Genomic DNA, 20,316 nt, shown 5'->3' on the forward strand with positions numbered 1-20,316 from the left:
CGCGATTGTAAATACAGCTAAAGAGTGAAAAAATAGACTAATCTAAAATGTTAATGTTTGCTATTAATTAATCTACGGTTATAACATGTCTTGTATTTGTTCCTGAGTAAGTGCTACATTGTATAAGCGTAATTCATCCATTGGGCTAGAATCAGACAAGTGATTCCAATAGCTAAATGTAGGTCCACCTGCACCAATAGTTAAATTATCACAGTTAGTCCAGTCAATTGGGCTAGAAAGTGTATTTGAATTAACTAATTCTCCATTAAAATACATTTTACTTTCTGTTTCTGAAACAGTAACGGCAACATGTACCCATGCTCCTGCAGCTACATCTATAACTCCGCCATCGTTCCAACTATCCCCAGTGCCAACACCAATATTTGCTTTAATGCGTTGTTCTGTGGCATTTCCTTCTCTGAATATTCTAAAACCTTGATTTCGGTCTGTAGCGTCATCACCAACAACAAGTATCCCAGAACGTGTTGGTTCTCCAGATACTTTGTACCAAAATGTCGTACTAAATTGATTAGTAAAACCATTATCGTCTTCAAATAGGCCTTGTGTTGGGAATGTTAAGTAAGCATCTGTAGTTCCTTTGTAAGCTTGACCTGAGTATCCTTCAGAAATAATTTCAGGACTACCTATTATAGTTGGATCGGTTTCACTTATTAGTTCTGTGTATAGACCTTCAAAAAATGGCATATAAAATGTTTCGCTATTTAGAATAGGAGTATACGTATTGTCTAAAATAAAAGTAATACTATCTGTAGCACTGTTACCTACAGTATCTGTAACGATTAGCTCTATAGTGTGAGGTCCTAATTGCATATTTTCAAACACAAATATTTCGTTAAATATTCTGTAATCTAAAAAGCTACTGATTGATTTAAACATGCTACCATCAATCATAATTGTAACATTACTAATTTCAATGTCATCTTGAGCAGCAATCTCTATGCTTAGGTTTGCTTCATTATCTGTAAAAGGGATAATTACATTTCCGTTAGGAGATATAATTTCTGCTGTTGGTATTTCTGTGTCAGGACCTGGATCTACTTGTGTTATTGGATCTATACCTTCGTAACATGAAGCGGTAAGCGCTAAGGTTAAAAAGGCTAATATATATGTGCTTAGTTTTTTCATAATTTAGTGTTTTATTCAAGAGGTAATAAGTCTACTTGTGCTTGTGGATATGGTAAATACTCGTCGTCAGCAGTAAAAGTTCTTCCTTCGTAGCTTAATTCGTCATATCTGTTTAATCTTATCATGTCAAAGTAACGTACGCCCCATTCCATTGCTAATTCAGCAAATTTTTCGTCCATAACGTCGTCGTTGGTAACTCCTGATAATGGAGTCATTCCAACTCTATTACGTACTTCGTTAACAGCTTCGTCTGCTGTCATTACTGTACCTGTAGCACCTTGAGTTAAAGCTTCAGCATACATTAATAGGATTTCAGCATATCTAATAGCAATAAGGTTTTTACTTGATCCATAACTATTTCTTCCAGGTGTTAATTGAGTAGAAGGAAGGTAGTGTTTACCACTAGCAAACATTGCTCTTGGGTAGTCGTTAAAAATGTCTCCAGAAGGAGTTGTGTTAGATACATAATTAGGAAGCGTTGCGTATGCTGGGTCTTCCATAATTTCGTCGATACCTCTTGGTGTGAAGCATACACTAGTTACTAATCTAGTTTGATCACCTCTATCAAGCATAAATTTGATAAATTTTAAACTTGGCTCATAAAATCCCCAACCTCCAGATGCAGTTTCTACGACTGGTGTCCAGCTAGAAGGACCAAAAGGCGCAAAAAGGTGATTGTTAACATCTCCAGAATCGGTATTGTAATCTGAGAATTGTAATTCAAATAAGTTTTCGTTACAAAGTTTTCCTGGTTTTTTAAATAATTCGTAATAATCTGGGAATAAAGAGAATTTATTTGAGCTAATAATTTCTTCTGTAGCTTCTGCAACTCCTTGGTAATCTTCCATTTCTAAATTAGCTAAAGCTTTTACTGCTAATGCAGTATATTTTGTTACACCACCAGGAACATCTTCACGTTCGTTAGGTCTTGCATCTGGTAGGTAAGGAATAGCTTCATCCATTAAATCTGATACGTACTGCATAACTTCCATTTTAGAATCAATTCCGTTATCAATATCTATTTGAGGATCTGCAGGGTTTTGAATAATATAAATATTACCCCAAAGACGAGACATTTGTAGGTGCTGGAAACCACTAAGTACTTTAGTTTCTGCAACATATTGATTTGCTAATTCTACGTATGAGCCTGTTGCAAATTCTCCATATCTTTGAATGATTTCACCTGCATTTAATACATCTACAATATCTCCATAGAAGTTTTTCCAAACTTGGTTATACATCCAGAATCCATTATCATAATTGTATAAATCTGTTTCTGCAAATAAAGGTTGGTCACCTAGTCCGCCAGCATTAACATCATCACCTCTAACACCAACTAATAATGGGTCTTCCCAACCTCTAGTATAAGTTGTAGAGTATGCACCAATTAATGGTAAAATCATATCGCTAGATATAGTATAATCTAAGTCGTCTGTGGCTACTTGACCTTCAATTTCTTCTAATTTGTCATTACAATTGAAGAAAGTAAACCCAACTGCTAACAATAAAGTTAGTTGTTTAAAGTTTTGTTTTAAATTTTTCATAAAGCTTTTCTTTTTTAAATTTTTACGTTAACTCCAACGGTGTACACTGCAGGTACAGGATATGTTTGTCTGTCTACACCATTTGCTACTTCAGGATTAAACCCATTGTAATTAAAGAAAGTAAATGGTCTGTCTGCAGTAAAGTAAACTCTTGTTTCTGGCATATTATCGCCTAGTAATGTTCCTGCTTTTATAGTATAAGCTAATTGAATGTTTTGGATACGGAAGTAAGCACCATCTTCTATGAAAAATGAACTTAATTTTTGGTTCCAAGCTCTTCTTCTTCCTGCTGCAGAAGGGTATGAGTTTGTTGTACCTTCTCCGTGCCATCTATTGATAGCAAAATCTGCATCCATATTGGTATCGTTTGTAAAAATTACTTCACCTCTTTTTCGATTTAGTATTTGGTTACCAGATTGACCTTGCATGTCTATTGATAAATCAAAGTTTTTGTAAGATACTTTTAGATTTGCACCATAATTGAATGTAGGTAGATAAGAGCCTATGTTTACCCTATCATTATCGTCTATAACACCATCGTTATTTTGGTCTACATATTTAAAGTCTCCTGGTACTAATCCATTATCTACAGCAACAGGATCATTAGCAACTTCTGTGTCGTTTTGGTATACTCCAGCAACTTCTAATCCGAAGAAGTAATTTACAGGTTCTCCTACCTCAATTCTTTGTCTAAATTCTGCACTACCGGTATCTATGTAACCACGACCGTTATCTAGTTTAGTTACTTCGTTCTCTAAAGTTGCGATGTTACCACCGATTGAGAATTTCCAGTTATCATTGATAGTTTGATTCCAATTAGCAGCAAATTCAAACCCTTTGTTTCTCATTTCTCCAATATTATCTCTAACAAAGTTACCAGTAATCGGTACTTCTCTTGATGCTACTAAATCTTTAATATCTCTTATGTAATAATCAGCTTCAAGACTTAATCTACTATTAAATAATCTAGCACTAATACCTATATTAGTTTCTTCCATAATCTCTCTTTTAAGATTTTGAAAAGTAGTACTACCAATTATACCATTAGTTTGTGTATCGTCTATTGCTGTAACGATTGTGTTTATTGTGTTTGTACCAGAGCTTCCTGATAAAGAACCGTTAGATAATTGTCCCCATGTAGCTCTTAATTTTAAGAAGTCTATATAATTACTTTCGTTTAAGAATTTTTCTTTTGAAATTACCCAACCTAATCCAAATTGAGGTGTAGTTTTCCAAATTTCTCTTGGGAATCTTGAGTCTCCTTCACGTCTTACGGTTGCGTTAAATAAATACTTGTCATCAAAACCGTATTCTAATCTACCTAAATAAGACATGTAATAAAATCTGCTAGCACTTTCAAAAACTCTACCGTTAAAAGAATCTGGGTCAGCAAAGTTTAAATACCAAGAACTTTCAAAATCTACAGCGCTAATATCTTCTCCAGTAGCAGAGAAACTGTTAGAATGTAAATCTCTAAATGATGTACCAGCTATTGCTTTTACAGAATGCTTACCAAATGTGTCTGAGTAAGTTAAAAGATTATCCCACATTTGGTTAGATACTGTTAGGTTAGCTCTTCTTATACTAGAAACTTGTCTTTGAGATTGACCAGATATAAAGTAAGGTAATCTTACATTTCTTTCTAATATTGTTGAATAATCATTGTAATAGGTTGTTTTAAACGATAATTTATCAGGAATAAGGTAATACTCTGCATAGATACTTGTAAGTAGCTTTCTTATTCTTAATTGATTATCATTAAACGTCATAGCTGGAAATGGGTTTTGCGATCCTCTATAACCAAGTAAAGTAGCGTCTGAAAAAGGTATTGGGTCTGCAGCTGTGTTTGCATAATCATATTTTGGTAAAATAGGTACTGCAAAATAAGCTTGAAACCATGCTCCGTTTTCTGGATTATATTTAGTAGCATTACTAAACGCACTATTAACTCCTACTTTAAAACGATCTGATACGTCTATGTCTATATTACCTTGAATATTAAAACGTTCATATTCGTTTTTCATGTCTAAAATACCTTCTTGTGCAAAATAACTTGTGTTTATACCGTAGTTAGAGTGCTCTCCTCCACCTGTAATACCTAAACTATGGTTTGTAATTGGTGCATCTCTTAAAACTTCTCTATACCAATCTGTGTTTACATTAGGGATGTTAGGATTAACACGACTTCTACCAAAACGTTGTATAGCATTTTCTACATATTGAATATCTGCAGCAGATTCAGACTCATAAACCATAGTTACAAACTGTTCTGCGTTAGCCATTTTTAGTACGTTTTGTGCATGTTGAATACCTGTATATCCATTATAGGTAATAACAGGTTTGCTCCCTTTTTTACCGCCTTTAGTTTTAATAATTATAACACCATTACTACCTCTTTGGCCAAAGATTGCTGTAGAAGACACGTCTTTTAAAACAGAAACAGATTCTATTTGGCTATTATCTAAAAAGTCAATGTTATCATACCAGTTTCCATCAACTACGTAAAGCGGATTTTGACTACCGTTTAAAGTGTTAATACCACGAATTCTTACATTAGGAGAATCTCCTGGTGATCCTGCACTTGTAATTTGCACACCAGGTACTTTACCTTGTAAAGATTGCATTACGTTACTGTTAGGTGTTTTTTCAATAACCTCTGAGTCTACAGTTGTTATTGCTCCGGTTAAATCTGATTTTTTTTGTGAACCATAACCTATAATAACAACTTCTTCTAGGTCTGAAACTTGAGTTTCTAAAGCTATGTTTAAAGTGTTTTGGTTTGCAACAGTTATTTCTACTGTTTTAAAGCCTATGTAACTAAATTCTATTACATCACCTTGTTTGGCGCTAATTGTATAATTACCGTCAAAGTCTGTACTTGTTCCTGTACTAGTGCCTTTAATTAGGACATTAGCACTAGGTATAGGCAATCCGTCTTCCATACTGGTTACAGTACCTGTAATAGTTCTGTCTTGTGCATATAAAGTAATGCCAAGAAGGAAGAAGAATAAAACGCTAATCTTTGTTCTCATTTACTTTTAGTTTTTAAATGTTAGTGAAGTAAAATTAACAGCTATTTAACTAAATCTTTTATTTGGAAATACATTTTGATTACGTCATGATTGTAAAAATGTTAAAAACACAGGTATGACGTACTGTTAAACTATTAAAAAATTAGCAAATACGCAACTAAAACGTTATAGTGACGTAGTTTTGACGTATGTTAAAAATGACTTATTTTGTTAAAAAAAGTACTAATTAAAACTGTGTAAATATTCGGTAAGAGAGTCTTCTTTATCTAGTTTTAGTTTTCTTTTAAGACGATATCTATGCGTTTCTACACCTCGTGTAGAGATGTTCATAAGAGGTGCAATTTCTTTTGTGGTTAGATTCATTTTGATGTAGGCAGAAAGCTTTAAATCTTTAGGTGATAATTTTGGATGTTTTTCTTTTAACTGATTGAAAAACTTTTTGTGTACTTGGTTAAAATTATATTCAAATATTTCCCATTGATCTTTGTTGCCAATGGTTTGATCTATTTTTTTCTGGATTCTTCTGTTAATTAATTTATTGTTAAACTGCCCTTCGTTAATTTGAAGATCTTTTTTTATTTCTAGTAAAGCTTCGTTCTTTTTAACTAGTGCAATTGCAGTATTTGCAAGTTGTTTGCTCTTTAATTGAATTTCGCTTTCTAAAGCTTCATTTTTAATTTCTACTAATTTGCGTTCGTTTTCTATGTTTTTTTCTCTTAATAAGTGCTGTTGTTCTTTTTTTAATTCAATTTCAAGTCTTCTTTGTTCTTTATACATTTTACGCTTGTGTAAAAAATAAAAAATAGCCGTAAGGATTAATGCTGCAATAAAGTATAGTATAAATCCAAGACTAGATTTATACCAAGGAGGAAGTACGTGTAATTTTAATGATTTTACATCAGATGTTTGTCCAGATTTATTAGTGGTTCTAAAAAGCACTCCAAAATCACCATTTTTTAGATTAGATAGTACCAGGTTTTCATTATCTACTTTTTCCCATTTATTTGGATCTGTAGTAAGGCTATATTCAAAACTATGGCTAGTTGAACCAGGTGATGATATAGTAATATTGATATTACCATTGTTGGGTATGTCTATAACTTTATTATCTAAACTCACATAAGTATCATTAACTTTTATTTGCTCTATAGCTGGAGTTTTTGGTGATTGAGCAGAAAAGTTATGATTAGGATTAAACATTAAAAAACCATCGTTAAGATTTAATGTGTATGTGGAGTCGTTTAATTTTGATACGTTTTCATAACCTAAGATAATACGGTTGTCATAGTAGTTTCTTGTTAAAATTTCTCTTACAGAATTATCTTCATCTAGTTTAATAATTCCGTTATTGTTTTTAAAAAATATACTGTTTGTTGACGCTTCTGAAATTACATCTGAGTTTTTGCCTATCTTTTCATTTAAAAAAGGATATGGTACTATGCTATCTAATAAGGGCTCGTATTTTTTCCAACCATTATTTGTCTTGAAACAAATGGTGTTTTTAAGTTTATAAACTCTTACGTTATAATCTGTTTCTAAACCTTTATGATTATAGTCTACAACTTTTGTTATTGAATCATGATTAGTATTAAAAACAACTTTACTTAATCCTTTATAAGCGTTTGCAGCCCATGCTTGTTGTTTGTTTTCAAATTCTAAAAACCGTGTAGGATTAGTCGTTTTGCCTAAATGGTTAACTTGCCATTTATTATTTTCTTTTTTAAATTTAACTAAACCTCCATAGGTACCTTGGGTATATATGTCTGTATCTGGTATTTTTTTTAAAGTCCAACCACCAGTGAAGTTAGAGATGAGTTCAATTTTGTCTTTTGTAACTAAATATGTGCCGTTATTGTGACCACAAAATAGTTGATCATCAATTATTTTTAAATCCCAAACTTGTCCTTGTGTACCTTCAATAAATTTAAGATTATGGTTTTGGTCTAGATAATAAAGACCAGTATTACTTCCTATATAGATGGTGTTATTAAAATTTATAACATCATAAACAGCTCCTAATTTACCCGTTACATCATTGTAATAAGAGATATTGTTTTTTAAGTTAATTTTAGAAAGGCCATTATCTAAACACAGCCAAATGTTTTCATTTTTTTCAATTAAAATGCTTAAAACAGTATTGTTAGCAAGTCCATTTTCTTTGTTTATATTATAAACAACTTCACCATTATGATTGGTTATATAAAGTCCATTTTTGATAGTTCCAAAAACTAAATATCCGTTATCAAGCTGTCCAAAACGATTAAGTTGATATTTTTTTAAAGTTTCGTTTATGGGTAAGTTTAATGGTTCTAACTTTTTATTTTTAATAATAAAACAACCTTTTAAATCTGTTGTAAGTAGTAATTGGTTTTTATATTTAGAAATAGATATTATTCTATCTCCTGCTATAATATCACTTTGTATAAAAGGAGTTAGTTGTAACTGGTTATTAAGTATAAACACACCTTTGTTTAAAGTTGAAACATATAAAGTGTTATTAACTATACTGCAAGAAATAACTGTAGATGGTAAATTAATTTTGGTGATTTTATCATTTTCATAAACGTAAATATTTTGAAACGATCTAAAAACGATCTTATCGTTATAATCTAATATCTGCCAAAACTCTTCACTTGTTGATTTAGTTTTATTTAGTAAATGTGATAATGAATGATAGATAATTTGACCTTTGTCATTGTAAGTCCAATATCCAAATTCTTCATAAGAACCAGTGTAAATCTTGTCTTTTACCGCTAAAACAGATCTTATAGTTGTTTTATTAGGTAACGATTTAATTTTCCAATTTAATCCATTGTAAATTAAAAGTCCGTTGTTGTTAGCAACATAAATTTTACCGTCATCTCCTTTAGATATTCCCCAATTTTGGTTACTTGCATTATATTTTGAAAGTGAATAATTTTCAAAATATGGTGTAAATTGAGCGTTAGCAAAAGGACTTGCCAGAATACAAATAAAGACTAAAAGTGTTTTTAATTTCATTTTAAAAACTTATTTTTTATTTAAAATCAGATACACAGGAAAATGGTCGCTGTAACCGCCTTTATAATTTTTACCAACATAAGTTCGATAAGGACTACCTTTATACTTACCGTCATATTGTTTTAAAAAATCTGCATCATAAATATCTGCTTTTACGTAGCGTAATGTTTTGGGTTTTCTTTCAAAAAAATTGTGTGTAATTATAATCTGATCAAATAAATTCCACTCAAAATTATGACTTGTTGTACCTCTATCAATAGATAGTAGAGTGTCCATCGGGTTAAACAAACCTATATTATCTACCAACTGTTTTATACTATTACTAAAAGGATCATCATTAAAATCTCCCATTACTACAATTTTAGGATTATCATAATCTTCTTGTAGTCTTAAAATAATAGCTTGTACTTGTTCTGATGCTTTAATACGTTTAAATTCTGTAGCAACATCACCAGTTCTTCTTGATGGCCAATGGTTGACTATAAAATGTATTTTTTCACCAAAAAATAAACCAGATACTAATAAGATATCTCTTGTGTAGTCGGGTAATCCATCTTCATCGGTTAAAGTAAAGGTGAAAATTTCAGAATGTAAAACCTCAAACTTTTTACTATCGTAAATAAATGCTACGTCTATACCACGCTCATCTTGACTATCATAATGTACAAATTGATATGGATACTCTTTAAGGTGTTTTGAAGCAATTAAATCCTTTAATACTGCATCATTTTCTACTTCTGCTAAACCAATAATTGCTGGATGACTGTTGGTTTCTTTTCTACCAATGTTAGAAATAGCATAACCAATTTTACGTAGCTTATTTTTATAACGTTTAACTGTCCAGCGCTTTTTGGAAGTAGGGATAAAATCATCATCACGAGTAAATTCATCATCATAAATATCAAAAAGATTTTCGATATTATAAAAAGCAACAGTTTGTTTATTAGTTTTAGATTTAAATATATTAAACTTCAAAAGGATAGAATTTTAAAAGTCTAAAAATAGCAAATTTATTGTGGCTACAATTATGTAAATTTGCAATATAAATATTTATATGCTAGAGAAAAAAGACATAGAATTAGAAAGCGCCGTATTAATTGGTGTAGTAACAAGAGAACAAGACGAAGCACAATCTAAAGAATACTTAGATGAACTAGAGTTTTTAACCTATACTGCAGGCGGAGAAGTAAAAAAACGTTTTACCCAAAAAATGGAGATGCCTAATCCAAAAACATTTATTGGTACAGGTAAAATGGAAGAGGTAAAGCAGTTTATTGATGATAATGAAATTGGTACAGCTATTTTTGATGACGAGTTAAGCGCAGCACAAGAACGCAATATTAGTAAGATTTTAGGTGTAAAAGTATTAGACCGTACCAACTTAATCTTAGATATTTTTGCACAACGTGCTCAAACCAGTTATGCACGTACGCAGGTAGAATTAGCACAGTGCGAATACCTTTTGCCTAGACTTAAAGGTATGTGGACACACCTTGAGCGTCAAAAAGGAGGTATTGGAATGCGTGGACCTGGTGAAACCGAGATTGAAACCGATAGACGTATTGTACGTGATAAAATAGCATTGTTAAAGGCAAAAATAAAGACTATTGATAAGCAAATGGCTGTGCAACGTGGTAACCGTGGTAAAATGGTGCGTGTAGCTTTAGTTGGTTATACAAACGTCGGTAAATCTACTTTGATGAACACCATTAGTAAATCTGAAGTCTTTGCAGAAAACAAACTATTTGCAACTTTAGATACTACAGTTAGAAAAGTTGTAATTCAGAATTTACCATTTTTATTAACCGATACTGTTGGTTTTATACGCAAGCTGCCAACACAATTGGTAGAAAGTTTTAAAAGTACGTTAGATGAAGTGCGTGAAGCAGATTTATTACTTCATGTTGTAGATATTTCGCATCCAAATTTTGAAGAACATATTGCTTCTGTAAATAAAATTTTAGGTGAAATAGATAGCGCAGATAAGCCTACAATTATGGTATTTAATAAGATAGATGCTTACAAGGCAGAACCGTTTGATGAGACAGATTTAACAGCCGAACGTACTACAGATCATTATAGTTTAGCCGAGTGGAAAAAGACTTGGATGAATAGAGTAGGAGAAGATAATGCGTTATTTATTTCAGCATTAAATAAAAGGAATTTAGAAGAATTTAAAAAGCGTGTGTATAATGAAGTGAGAGAAATACACGTTACACGTTTTCCTTATAATCACTTCTTGTATCCAGATTACGATTACGAAAATTTAGGCGAAGAAGAATAAAATAATTTGGGCGTTACCCACTTTTGTTTTTAATGACAAAAGTGCGTCGGGCTTTCGCTAGTCGCAATCAAAGATGTGCTCCAACAATAGCTCAATCCCTAACGCATAAAAAAAGTGCTTCCTTTTTAGGAAGCACTTTTTTTATATCTAAAATATTAATTGTTTATTATAGTTTGTAGTTTAAACCAAATAACCAGTAAGATTGTAATTCGTTATCAGCGTTCTCTAAACTTACACCTTGGTAAGCAGCAGCTTCTTGTTTGTTACTTCTTAAACCAAAGTCAAAACCAACTCCGATGTTTTTCCATAATGTATACCCAAAACTGTTAATCCATGTCCAGTTAGAGTAGTCACCACTTTTATAGCTAGCAAAACCAGAAAAGTTAGATTTAAAGTTTACTTTACCAATTTGTCTAGTATAGTCTGCTACAAACTTAGCTCCTAAAGAAGATTCAAAAACAGTACCTTCATCAGCAAAAACGAAGTTATAGTTTAATGGATGTATTACAACTACTAAATTTTCTATAGGTGTCCAAGTTGCACCAACACCAAGGTCTAAATAACCAGGGTTGTTAAAATTGTTTAAAAGTGTTGTTCTGTATTCTCCTAATCCAGAAATTGCCCATTTGTCGCTTATTTTTCTACCGTAAAGAGATGTGATATTAAAAACGTCTGTGTTTTCTCTAAATTTATCGCTATCTGTAGGATCGTCTTTATCATCTAATTTTACCCAACCTAAATTCACATTTAAGTTATTACGCCAGAAAAATTTCTCTTCAATTAAATTTGCGTAACCATTTACAGTAAAACCAATATTACCAGAACTGTTGTTAGGTGCTGCTTGAGCATACCAATTGTTAAATTCAGAGATGCTTCCTCCAATGGTACCAAAAGCGCCAACTCTCCAACCTGGTAAAGCATCTATTTGAGCCTGTATAGCATCTGCTTCTGCTTGAAACTTATCAGCTTGTGCTTGTTTTTCAGCTTTTTCAGCTTTTAATTCTTCTTTAGTTTGAGCATTTACGGAAACGATTCCTAAAAATATAGCTCCAATAAGTAATACTTTTTTCATTTCTAATTATTTTAGTTTTTAATAAAGCGGATGCAAAGGTAAGTTTTACTTTTGATTTATGTGAATTTACCAAAACAACTTAATAGTCTGTTATTCAATAATTTAAATAATTAACAAAGTTATTAACGCTTAAATAATGGTACAGAAGAACATGCTTCTCCATACATTATTGATTTGGCGTGTTTTTTTAGTTTAGAAGTAAGCATAGTGTAAGCGTTTATAGGGACTGGCTTGTTGCTACAGCCTTTAACGATTACTGGTTTATCTTGGTAAATTGAGGTGTCTAATTGATCGATTTTATCTTGATAGATTGAAGTTTCTAATTCCTCTAAAGTTCCAATATGGCACTTTTCGACAAAAGGTTCTAAATTAACGACCAACAACATAAATGCCCAATCGGGTATTATAGCATCGGTGCTACAAGTTATTGCGACGTACTGGTTTTTATATTGAGACCAGTCATATGCTTTAACTTGTTCTCTAAAATCTTTTTCTCTAAGGACTAACCCTTCATAAAGCCAATCTTTAATGTCAAAAACTACACGTTTACCAGATGGATAATAATCTTCTAGATCTATTACTTGCAGCTTGCTATTGGCTACACGGTTTATAATTTCGTCTGCCATTTTGATTGCTTTTATAGCATTCCTAATTCTAGTTTTGCTTCTTCACTCATTAAGTCTTGTGACCATGGTGGATCAAAAGTAATTTCTACTTCAGCGTCTTTAATATCGTTAAGAGATTTTACTTTTTCTTCTACTTCAAGAGGTAAAGTTTCTGCAACTGGACAGTTTGGTGTAGTTAAGGTCATAAGGATTTTTACTTCGTAATCTTCGTTTACTAATACGTCGTAAATTAATCCTAATTCGTAAATATCTACTGGTATTTCTGGATCGTAAATAGTTTTTAAGACCTTTACTATTTTTTCTCCTAATTCGGCTGTATCTATTGTGCTCATTTTTCTTTTTCTTTTGTTATTCCGCGAAAGCGAAATTATTTTAATTGTGTTTGATAAGCAATTGCATACATTTTTAATTGCTTAATCATGCTAACTAATCCGTTTGCTCTTGTAGGAGATAGGTGTTCTTTTAATCCAATTTTATCAATAAAATCGGTATCTGCTTCGATAATATCTTTTGGGTGTTGGTTTGAGAACACACGAATTAAAATAGCAATAATCCCTTTGGTTATTATAGCGTCGCTATCTGCAGTAAAGGCAACTTTATCTTCATCCATTTGAGCATGTACCCAAACTTTGCTTTGACAACCTTTAATTATATGATCGTCGGTTTTGTATTGCTCGTCAATTAATGGTAAGGTTTTACCAAGATCTATCATATATTGGTAACGCTCTTCCCAATCTTCAAACATTGAAAATTCGTCTATGATGTCTTCTTGTATTTCTTTTATACTAGGCATAAGTCGTTTCTGTCTTTTTCAGTTACAAAATTAATGAATATTCTTTTATTGTAAGCATTGACTTGTCGTTAAACCGTTCTTAATTTTTTGGCACTAAGTTTAAAAGATAGTTAACTAGTTCTGCAATTTCTTTTGGAGGATTACCCGCATCAAAAGATTGAGAGCCGTATGTTTTTTCTCCAACAAAAATTTTTAAGTTAGCAATTGCAGCTCCATCATATTGATGTGCTTTGCTTGGAGCTTCAAATTCATAAATTTTTGTAATGTCAAAATTACTAGCTAAGTTGGTTAAAGTTTCCCAATTCTTAGTTGTGCAATCTTTTATTTCTTCTTTAGACGTACGAGATAACTGATATGTAATTTTATCTTTATTAGCTTTTACCATTAAATATCCGCCTCTAGTAACTGCAGAATATTCAAATGACGTAATGTCTGATTGCGTTGTTTTAGCGTTTGTTGATATTTCTGTGGTACTTTTAGTTAAGTCAGATTGTATAGTTTTAGAGGCGTTACAAGCGTTTAAAAACAAGGTTAAAAATAAAAGGATATAGGTTTTCATCTTTATTGAAATTTATTATTTACTATAATAATACAAAAAAGACGCCAAAGTTTAGCTTAACATCATTTTTGCTTTTTTAACTCCAGATACCAAAGCATCTATTTCTTCTTTGTTATTGTAAAATGCAAATGAAGCTCTTACTGTACCAGGTATGTTGTAAAAATCCATTATAGGTTGTGTACAATGATGACCTGTACGAACAGCAATACCCATTTTATCTAATAATGTACCAACATCATAAGGATGTATACCTTCTAAATTGAAAGATATTACCGATGTTTTGTTTTTTGAAGTTCCGTAGATTTTTAAACCTTCAATTTCTAAAAGTTTTTGTGTGCCGTATTCTAAAAGCTCATGCTCGTAATTAGAAATGTTATCAAAGCCAATAGCATTCATATAATCTATTGCGGCTCCAAAAGCAATGCCGCCACAAATATTTGGTGTTCCTGCTTCAAATTTATGAGGTAAACCCGCGTAAGTAGTTTTTTCAAAAGTAACTTGGTCAATCATTTCTCCACCACCTTGATAAGGCGGAAGTTTTTTTAACCATTCTTCTTTACCATAAAGCACACCAACGCCTGTTGGTCCACACATTTTGTGAGCTGAGGTTACATAAAAATCTACATCTAATGCTTGTACATCTGGTTTTATGTGTGGACAAGCTTGCGCACCATCTATTAAAACAGCAGCACCAACTTGATGCGCTTTTTCAATAATTGTTTCAATTGGATTAATGGTGCCTAATGCGTTAGATATATGATTAACGAAGACTAATTTTGTGCTTTTAGAAAGTAGATTAGTGTAGGCTTGCATATCTAATTCACCTTCATTAGTCATAGGTATCACTTTAAGTGTAGCTCCTGTTTTTTCGCAAAGCATTTGCCAAGGAACAATGTTGCTATGATGTTCTAATGCAGAGACTATAAGTTCATCTTTTTCATTTAAAAGTGAAGCAAAGCCATTAGCAACTAAGTTAATGCTGTGTGTTGTTCCTGAAGTTAAAATAACTTCATAAGTATGTTTAGCATTAAAATGATTTTGAATAGTCTTACGTGCAGCTTCGTACTTATCTGTGGCTTCTTGACTTAGTGTGTGTACACCGCGATGTATATTAGCGTTATAATTAGAATAATAATCTACTATTACATCTATAACTTGTTGTGGTGTTTGCGACGTTGCAGCATTATCAAAATACACTAAAGGTTTACCATTTACTTGTCTATTAAGTATAGGGAAATCTTTTCGTATGTCTTCAACATTAATCATAGCTGTTTTGTTTAGCCCCGATAGTAGCGACATCCTTTTTTGAGGTACGAAAAAAAGATATAGCGAATAGCGGGATTAGCTTCTAATAATTTTTTATAGATCAAATCCTATATTGACGCCTAATTTAAGTGCAATAAGTTTAGTAATGCGTTGTTTAAGTTCTGGTATTTTTACCGAACTTAATACGTTGTTACTAAATGCAAACATTAATAATCCTCTTGCTTCTTTTTCTGGGATACCTCTAGATTTTAAATAGAATAAAGCACTTTCGTCTAACTGACCAATTGTACAACCGTGAGAGCATTTTACATCGTCTGCAAAAATTTCTAATTGTGGTTTGGTGTTAATTGTAGCTTTATCGCTAACTAAAATATTGTTGTTAGATTGAAATGCATTTGTTTTTTGCGCTTCTTTTTCAACTACTACTTTACCATTAAATACGCCGGTTGCGTTATCGTCAAAAATACCTTTGTAATCTTGGTGACTTTCGCAATTTGGTTCTATATGATGTACTAATGTATTATGATCTACATGTTGTTTTTCACCAATAATTGTTACTCCTTTTAATGTAGAATCTATACGCTCTCCGTTTTGATAATAATTAAGGTTATTTCTGGTTAATTTACCACCAAAACTAAAGGTGTGAACAGAAGCAAAACTTTCTTGCTTTTGCTCTACAAAAGTGTTATCTATTAAAGAAGCATTTAGATTATCATTTTGAATTTTATAATAATCAACAATTGCGCGTTTGTTGGCAAATATTTCTGTAACACTATTGGTTAATACAGGGTTGTCTGTAAGACTTTGATGACGCTCTATAATTTGTACATGACTATTCTCGTCAACTACAATTAAATTACGAGGTTGAAGCATAAGTGCAGACTCGTTACCTGTAGAAAAATGTACAATTTGAATAGGTTTGTTAACTACTTTATTTTTTGGGACGTGAATAAACGCGCCTTCTTGAGAAAATGCTGTGTTTAAAGATGATAATCCATCTTTTTCTGCTACTTTGTTAAAGTAATTTTCTATAACCAATTGGTATTTTGGTTTTGTTAACGCAGCAGACATTAAACAAACATCTAGACCTTCGTGTGTAGTTTGAGATAAATGAGATGAGTATTTACCGTCGATAAAAACAATCTTGTAAGTATCTATATCGTGAATAAAATATTGTTTTATATCACTGTATTCTATAGCGTTTTCTTGTTTAGGGAATACGCTATAGTCATGTTTTAATATACTGTTTAAAGATGTGTACTTCCAAGCTTCATCTTTTTTTGTAGGAAAGCCTTTATCTTCAAAAAGCTTTATAGCTTCTGTACGAATATCATGTATTTTAGAATCAACGTCTACATGGTCTTCAAAAGCCATAAAAGATGAAACTAATTTTTCTTTTAAACTCATTTGTTAAGTTTTCAGTATTCAGTCTTCAGCGCATTTTAAATGCTGCTTAAAGCTGTATTATTCTACATAATTTTAATTTGCTAGAAAGTGCTTATGAACCAACTTCTTCTTTAATCCAATCGTAACCTTTTTCTTCTAGCTCGTGTGCTAATTCTTTAGTTCCAGATTTAACGATACGACCATTTAATAGCACGTGTACATAATCTGGTACGATGTAATCTAACAAGCGTTGGTAGTGCGTAATTACTACAACAGCGTTATCTTTGTTTTTTAATTTATTTACACCGTTTGCAACAATACGTAAAGCATCAATATCTAAACCAGAATCAGTTTCGTCAAGAATAGCTAATTTTGGTTCTAACATTGCCATTTGGAAAATTTCGTTACGCTTTTTTTCTCCTCCAGAAAACCCTTCGTTTAAAGAACGAGATAAGAATTTACGATCTATTTCTAGTAATTCTGATTTTTCACGAATTAGCTTTAACATCTCGTTAGCTGGCATTTCTTCTAAGCCTTTAGCTTTTCTTGATTCGTTGATAGCTGTTTTCATAAAATTAGTTACAGATACACCAGGAATTTCTACTGGGTATTGAAACGATAAAAACACACCTTTGTGTGCGCGCTCTTCTGCTGCAAGCTCATTTATATTTTCATCTTCTAAGAAGATTTCTCCATCTTCAACTTCATATTCTTCTTTACCAGCAATTACAGATGCTAATGTACTTTTACCAGAACCGTTAGGTCCCATAATGGCATGTACTTCTCCTGGTTTTACTTCTAGGTTAATACCTTTTAATATAGATTTGTCTTCTACGCTTGCGTGTAAGTTATTTATCTTTAACATACTGTCTATTTTCCTAATTTAATAACGTCGTTTTTATTCGGGTCTAGTGCTTTAACACTATGTATTTTTTCTATTTTTAATTTGTATGGCCAGCCTTCTTCATTTTTATCTTTTGGGATAATTTGTGCCTCTACATCTGCTATAACCATATCTGTTGCTTCTTTTTTATAAGGTTCTGCTTCTTTATTTAAAGCTTCAGATTTTTCATCTAAAATAACACCGTAAATATCATTTTTTACTTGAAAAACTGCTGCATCTGCATAATATACAAACTCTCCAACTAATCTTTTGGTTTCAACTTCTTTATCTGTTGAAGTGGTTTCAGTGTTTTTCTTTTCGTCTTTACAACCAAAAGCTAATATGATAGTACAAATAAGAATTATTTTTTTCATTTTTTACTATTGAATTGGTTCTGGTGCTGGATTTAAACTGTTATAATCTTTTGATGAATGTTGTATAATAACACGTGCTCCTTTTTCTTTTGCAAATGTTTCAAAAACTTCCATTGATGCTAAAGTTTGGTCAACATCATGATTAAAGATTGGTACTCTAGAGTTTTCTCTGCTTTCTTCCATGTGATACATGTCTCCTGTAAGCATTAATGGTCCTTCTTGTTCTAAATCTACAAATAAAGACTGATGACCTGGTGTATGACCTGGAGTTGATACTATTACAACTCTTCCGTCACCAAAAACATCATAGTTACCATTTATTTTCTTTAAAGCTTTTAAATTTTTTATCGCGTTAAAGTTGTCTGGACTTTGTTTTTTTTGTTCTTCGCTAGTTACAAAGTTATACTCGGTTTCTTGAACGATCCAAATGGCGTTTGGTAATTTAGATGCAGATCCAGAATGGTCAAAATGTGTATGCGATAGGGCAATATATTTTACATCATTGGTTGATAAGCCTATTGACTTTAGTTGTTCTTCAATTCCTGTTTTTCTACTTACAGTAAAAGCGCCTTCTGGAGTTGTAAATGGTTCTTTTCCTATTAAATCTTCAGATAATCCTGCGTCCCATAATAAGTTACCGTCTGGATGCTGAATTAAATAAAAAGCATCTGCAAAGGTTTTTGATTGTCCTTTATAAGCATCATCTTGAGAAAAAATTTCAAGCATGTTAACTTGAACAGTACCACCATCAAACATAAACATTTTGATTGGCTCTTTTTTAACCTCTGTTTCTGTTTGCTCTACATTAGTTTCTTTTTTATCTTTTTTACAAGCAATAAATAAAGAAAGGGTAATAAGAAGAATGATTAGTTTTTTCATAGTTAAAAATTGATTATCCTACAGAACCTTCTAATGAAATTTCTAAAAGTTTTTGCGCTTCTACAGCAAACTCCATAGGTAATTTATTTAATACTTCTTTACTAAAACCGTTTACTATTAAAGCAATTGCTTTTTCGGTATCAATACCACGTTGGTTACAGTAAAAGATTTGATCTTCTCCAATCTTACTGGTTGTAGCTTCGTGTTCTATTTGTGCCGATTTGTTTTTTGCTTCAATGTAAGGAAATGTATGAGCGCCACACTCGTTACCCATTAGCAAACTATCACACTGTGAGAAGTTACGTGCATTTTCTGCGCGACCTGCTATTTGTACTAATCCGCGGTAAGAGTTTTGAGATTTACCTGCAGAAATCCCTTTAGAAATAATTGTAGATTTTGTGTTTTTACCAAGATGGATCATCTTAGTCCCTGTATCTGCTTGCTGGAAATTATTAGTTACTGCAATTGAGTAAAACTCGCCAACACTGTTGTCACCTTTTAATACACAGCTTGGGTACTTCCAAGTTACAGCACTACCGGTTTCTACCTGTGTCCAAGAAATTTTTGCGTTTTTCTCACACAAACCACGTTTGGTTACAAAGTTATAAACACCACCTTTTCCTTCGGCATTTCCAGGAAACCAATTTTGTACGGTACTGTATTTTATTTCGGCATCATCTAAAGCAATAAGCTCTACAACTGCGGCGTGTAATTGGTTTTCGTCACGACTTGGTGCTGTACAACCTTCAAGATAACTTACGTAACTACCTTGATCTGCTACAACTAATGTACGCTCAAACTGTCCTGTTCCTGCTTGATTAATACGGAAGTAGGTAGATAATTCCATTGGGCATCTTACACCTTTAGGGATGTAGCAAAAACTACCATCACTAAATACAGCGCTATTTAATGCCGCATAAAAATTATCTTTTTTAGGCACAACGGTACCAATATATTTTTTTACTAAATCAGGATATTCGCGGATAGCTTCAGAGATAGAACAGAAAATAATACCTTTTTCTGCTAATGTCTTTTTAAATGTAGTTGCAACAGAAACAGAGTCTACAACAACATCCATAGCTACACCTGCTAATTTTTTTTGTTCGTCTAAAGAAATTCCAAGTTTATTAAAAGTGTCTAATAATTCTGGATCTACTTCGTCTAAACTATCGTATTTAGGTTTGTTGTTTGGAGCCGAGTAATAAGAAATAGCTTGAAAATCTGGTTTTTCGTAATGTACGTTTGCCCATTCTGGTTCTACCATTTCTTTCCAAGTTTTGAAGGCATCAAGACGCCACTCGGTCATCCATTCAGGTTCTTCTTTTTTAACCGAAATGGCACGAACAATGTCTTCGTTTAAACCAACAGGAAAGGTGTCAGATTCAATATCTGTGTAAAAACCGTATTCGTATTCTTTAGTTTTTAATTCTTCTCTTAAATCGTCTTCAGTATATTTTGACATAGTAATTTTT

At 32.2% G+C, this 20,316-nt stretch carries 17 protein-coding genes; 1 reads left to right on the plus strand and 16 read right to left on the minus strand.

The features are described from left to right. Positions 1 to 78 precede the first annotated feature (78 nt). The 5 genes from WA340_RS05325 to WA340_RS05345 form a co-directional block, all read right to left on the minus strand. Positions 79 to 1,146: a LamG domain-containing protein gene (locus WA340_RS05325; RefSeq protein ID WP_336127718.1), complete on the minus strand. Its 1,068-nt coding sequence runs from the start codon at positions 1,144 to 1,146 to the stop codon at positions 79 to 81. Positions 1,147 to 1,157: 11 nt separating this feature from the next. Further along, positions 1,158 to 2,690, minus strand: a complete 1,533-nt coding sequence (locus WA340_RS05330; protein WP_304141036.1) for a RagB/SusD family nutrient uptake outer membrane protein — start codon at positions 2,688 to 2,690, stop codon at positions 1,158 to 1,160. Between the two features lie 14 nt (positions 2,691 to 2,704). After that, positions 2,705 to 5,722, minus strand: coding sequence for a SusC/RagA family TonB-linked outer membrane protein (locus WA340_RS05335; protein ID WP_336127722.1), 3,018 nt, complete (start codon positions 5,720 to 5,722; stop codon positions 2,705 to 2,707). A 222-nt stretch (positions 5,723 to 5,944) separates the two neighbouring features. Next, positions 5,945 to 8,722, minus strand: a complete 2,778-nt coding sequence (locus tag WA340_RS05340; protein WP_304141038.1) for a helix-turn-helix and ligand-binding sensor domain-containing protein — start codon at positions 8,720 to 8,722, stop codon at positions 5,945 to 5,947. A 9-nt stretch (positions 8,723 to 8,731) separates the two neighbouring features. After that, positions 8,732 to 9,697, minus strand: coding sequence for an endonuclease/exonuclease/phosphatase family protein (locus WA340_RS05345; RefSeq protein ID WP_304141039.1), 966 nt, complete (start codon positions 9,695 to 9,697; stop codon positions 8,732 to 8,734). A 79-nt stretch (positions 9,698 to 9,776) separates the two neighbouring features. On the opposite strand from WA340_RS05345, the gene hflX reads away from it, so the two are divergent. Further along, a complete protein-coding gene (gene hflX, locus WA340_RS05350; RefSeq protein ID WP_336127724.1) occupies positions 9,777 to 11,006 on the plus strand; it encodes a GTPase HflX in 1,230 nt (409 codons plus the stop codon). A gap of 166 nt (positions 11,007 to 11,172) precedes the next feature. Here hflX and WA340_RS05355 read toward each other — a convergent pair whose 3' ends face one another. From WA340_RS05355 to sufB, 11 genes are all read right to left on the minus strand, one after another. Continuing rightward, on the minus strand, positions 11,173 to 12,078 hold the full coding sequence (locus WA340_RS05355) for a DUF3078 domain-containing protein (RefSeq protein ID WP_336127726.1): 906 nt from the start codon (positions 12,076 to 12,078) through the stop codon (positions 11,173 to 11,175). Between the two features lie 122 nt (positions 12,079 to 12,200). After that, positions 12,201 to 12,704 carry a DUF2480 family protein gene (locus tag WA340_RS05360; protein ID WP_336127727.1) on the minus strand — a complete coding sequence of 168 codons (504 nt, stop codon included), beginning with the start codon at positions 12,702 to 12,704 and terminating at the stop codon, positions 12,201 to 12,203. A gap of 11 nt (positions 12,705 to 12,715) precedes the next feature. Next, complete coding sequence (locus WA340_RS05365; protein ID WP_027879151.1) at positions 12,716 to 13,036, minus strand: DUF59 domain-containing protein; 321 nt, start codon at positions 13,034 to 13,036, stop codon at positions 12,716 to 12,718. Positions 13,037 to 13,071: 35 nt separating this feature from the next. Further along, positions 13,072 to 13,497 (minus strand): SufE family protein, encoded by a 426-nt coding sequence (locus WA340_RS05370; protein WP_027879150.1) that lies wholly within the window; start codon positions 13,495 to 13,497, stop codon positions 13,072 to 13,074. Positions 13,498 to 13,576: 79 nt separating this feature from the next. Continuing rightward, positions 13,577 to 14,056 carry a hypothetical protein gene (locus tag WA340_RS05375; RefSeq protein ID WP_304141044.1) on the minus strand — a complete coding sequence of 160 codons (480 nt, stop codon included), beginning with the start codon at positions 14,054 to 14,056 and terminating at the stop codon, positions 13,577 to 13,579. Between the two features lie 51 nt (positions 14,057 to 14,107). Further along, positions 14,108 to 15,322, minus strand: a complete 1,215-nt coding sequence (locus WA340_RS05380) for an aminotransferase class V-fold PLP-dependent enzyme (protein WP_304141102.1) — start codon at positions 15,320 to 15,322, stop codon at positions 14,108 to 14,110. A 93-nt stretch (positions 15,323 to 15,415) separates the two neighbouring features. Next, positions 15,416 to 16,729 carry a Fe-S cluster assembly protein SufD gene (gene sufD, locus WA340_RS05385; RefSeq protein WP_304141045.1) on the minus strand — a complete coding sequence of 438 codons (1,314 nt, stop codon included), beginning with the start codon at positions 16,727 to 16,729 and terminating at the stop codon, positions 15,416 to 15,418. A gap of 91 nt (positions 16,730 to 16,820) precedes the next feature. Continuing rightward, entirely contained in the window at positions 16,821 to 17,573 is a 753-nt protein-coding gene (sufC, locus tag WA340_RS05390; protein WP_304141047.1) for a Fe-S cluster assembly ATPase SufC, read from the minus strand. A 5-nt stretch (positions 17,574 to 17,578) separates the two neighbouring features. After that, positions 17,579 to 17,965 carry a hypothetical protein gene (locus WA340_RS05395; RefSeq protein WP_336127731.1) on the minus strand — a complete coding sequence of 129 codons (387 nt, stop codon included), beginning with the start codon at positions 17,963 to 17,965 and terminating at the stop codon, positions 17,579 to 17,581. A gap of 6 nt (positions 17,966 to 17,971) precedes the next feature. Then, the gene (mzmL, locus tag WA340_RS05400) at positions 17,972 to 18,844 is read right to left on the minus strand and encodes a quorum-quenching N-acyl-homoserine lactonase MzmL (protein ID WP_336127732.1); all 873 of its coding nucleotides are present in this window, start codon (positions 18,842 to 18,844) and stop codon (positions 17,972 to 17,974) included. 13 nt (positions 18,845 to 18,857) lie between these two features. After that, complete coding sequence (gene sufB, locus WA340_RS05405) at positions 18,858 to 20,306, minus strand: Fe-S cluster assembly protein SufB (protein WP_223077656.1); 1,449 nt, start codon at positions 20,304 to 20,306, stop codon at positions 18,858 to 18,860. Positions 20,307 to 20,316: the final 10 nt, after the last annotated feature.

This window comes from Mesoflavibacter sp. CH_XMU1422-2 (assembly GCF_037029245.1).
GTDB lineage: Bacteria > Bacteroidota > Bacteroidia > Flavobacteriales > Flavobacteriaceae > Mesoflavibacter > Mesoflavibacter zeaxanthinifaciens.

Coding starts and splice junctions, on each gene's coding strand:
- WA340_RS05325 (WP_336127718.1), bottom strand. CDS start 1,146: ATGAAAAAACTAAGCACATATATATTAGCCTTTTTAACCTTAGCGCTT.
- WA340_RS05330 (WP_304141036.1), bottom strand. CDS start 2,690: ATGAAAAATTTAAAACAAAACTTTAAACAACTAACTTTATTGTTAGCA.
- WA340_RS05335 (WP_336127722.1), bottom strand. CDS start 5,722: ATGAGAACAAAGATTAGCGTTTTATTCTTCTTCCTTCTTGGCATTACT.
- WA340_RS05340 (WP_304141038.1), bottom strand. CDS start 8,722: ATGAAATTAAAAACACTTTTAGTCTTTATTTGTATTCTGGCAAGTCCT.
- hflX (WP_336127724.1), top strand. CDS start 9,777: ATGCTAGAGAAAAAAGACATAGAATTAGAAAGCGCCGTATTAATTGGT.
- WA340_RS05355 (WP_336127726.1), bottom strand. CDS start 12,078: ATGAAAAAAGTATTACTTATTGGAGCTATATTTTTAGGAATCGTTTCC.
- WA340_RS05360 (WP_336127727.1), bottom strand. CDS start 12,704: ATGGCAGACGAAATTATAAACCGTGTAGCCAATAGCAAGCTGCAAGTA.
- WA340_RS05365 (WP_027879151.1), bottom strand. CDS start 13,036: ATGAGCACAATAGATACAGCCGAATTAGGAGAAAAAATAGTAAAGGTC.
- WA340_RS05370 (WP_027879150.1), bottom strand. CDS start 13,497: ATGCCTAGTATAAAAGAAATACAAGAAGACATCATAGACGAATTTTCA.
- WA340_RS05375 (WP_304141044.1), bottom strand. CDS start 14,056: ATGAAAACCTATATCCTTTTATTTTTAACCTTGTTTTTAAACGCTTGT.
- WA340_RS05380 (WP_304141102.1), bottom strand. CDS start 15,322: ATGATTAATGTTGAAGACATACGAAAAGATTTCCCTATACTTAATAGA.
- sufD (WP_304141045.1), bottom strand. CDS start 16,729: ATGAGTTTAAAAGAAAAATTAGTTTCATCTTTTATGGCTTTTGAAGAC.
- sufC (WP_304141047.1), bottom strand. CDS start 17,573: ATGTTAAAGATAAATAACTTACACGCAAGCGTAGAAGACAAATCTATA.
- WA340_RS05395 (WP_336127731.1), bottom strand. CDS start 17,965: ATGAAAAAAATAATTCTTATTTGTACTATCATATTAGCTTTTGGTTGT.
- mzmL (WP_336127732.1), bottom strand. CDS start 18,844: ATGAAAAAACTAATCATTCTTCTTATTACCCTTTCTTTATTTATTGCT.
- sufB (WP_223077656.1), bottom strand. CDS start 20,306: ATGTCAAAATATACTGAAGACGATTTAAGAGAAGAATTAAAAACTAAA.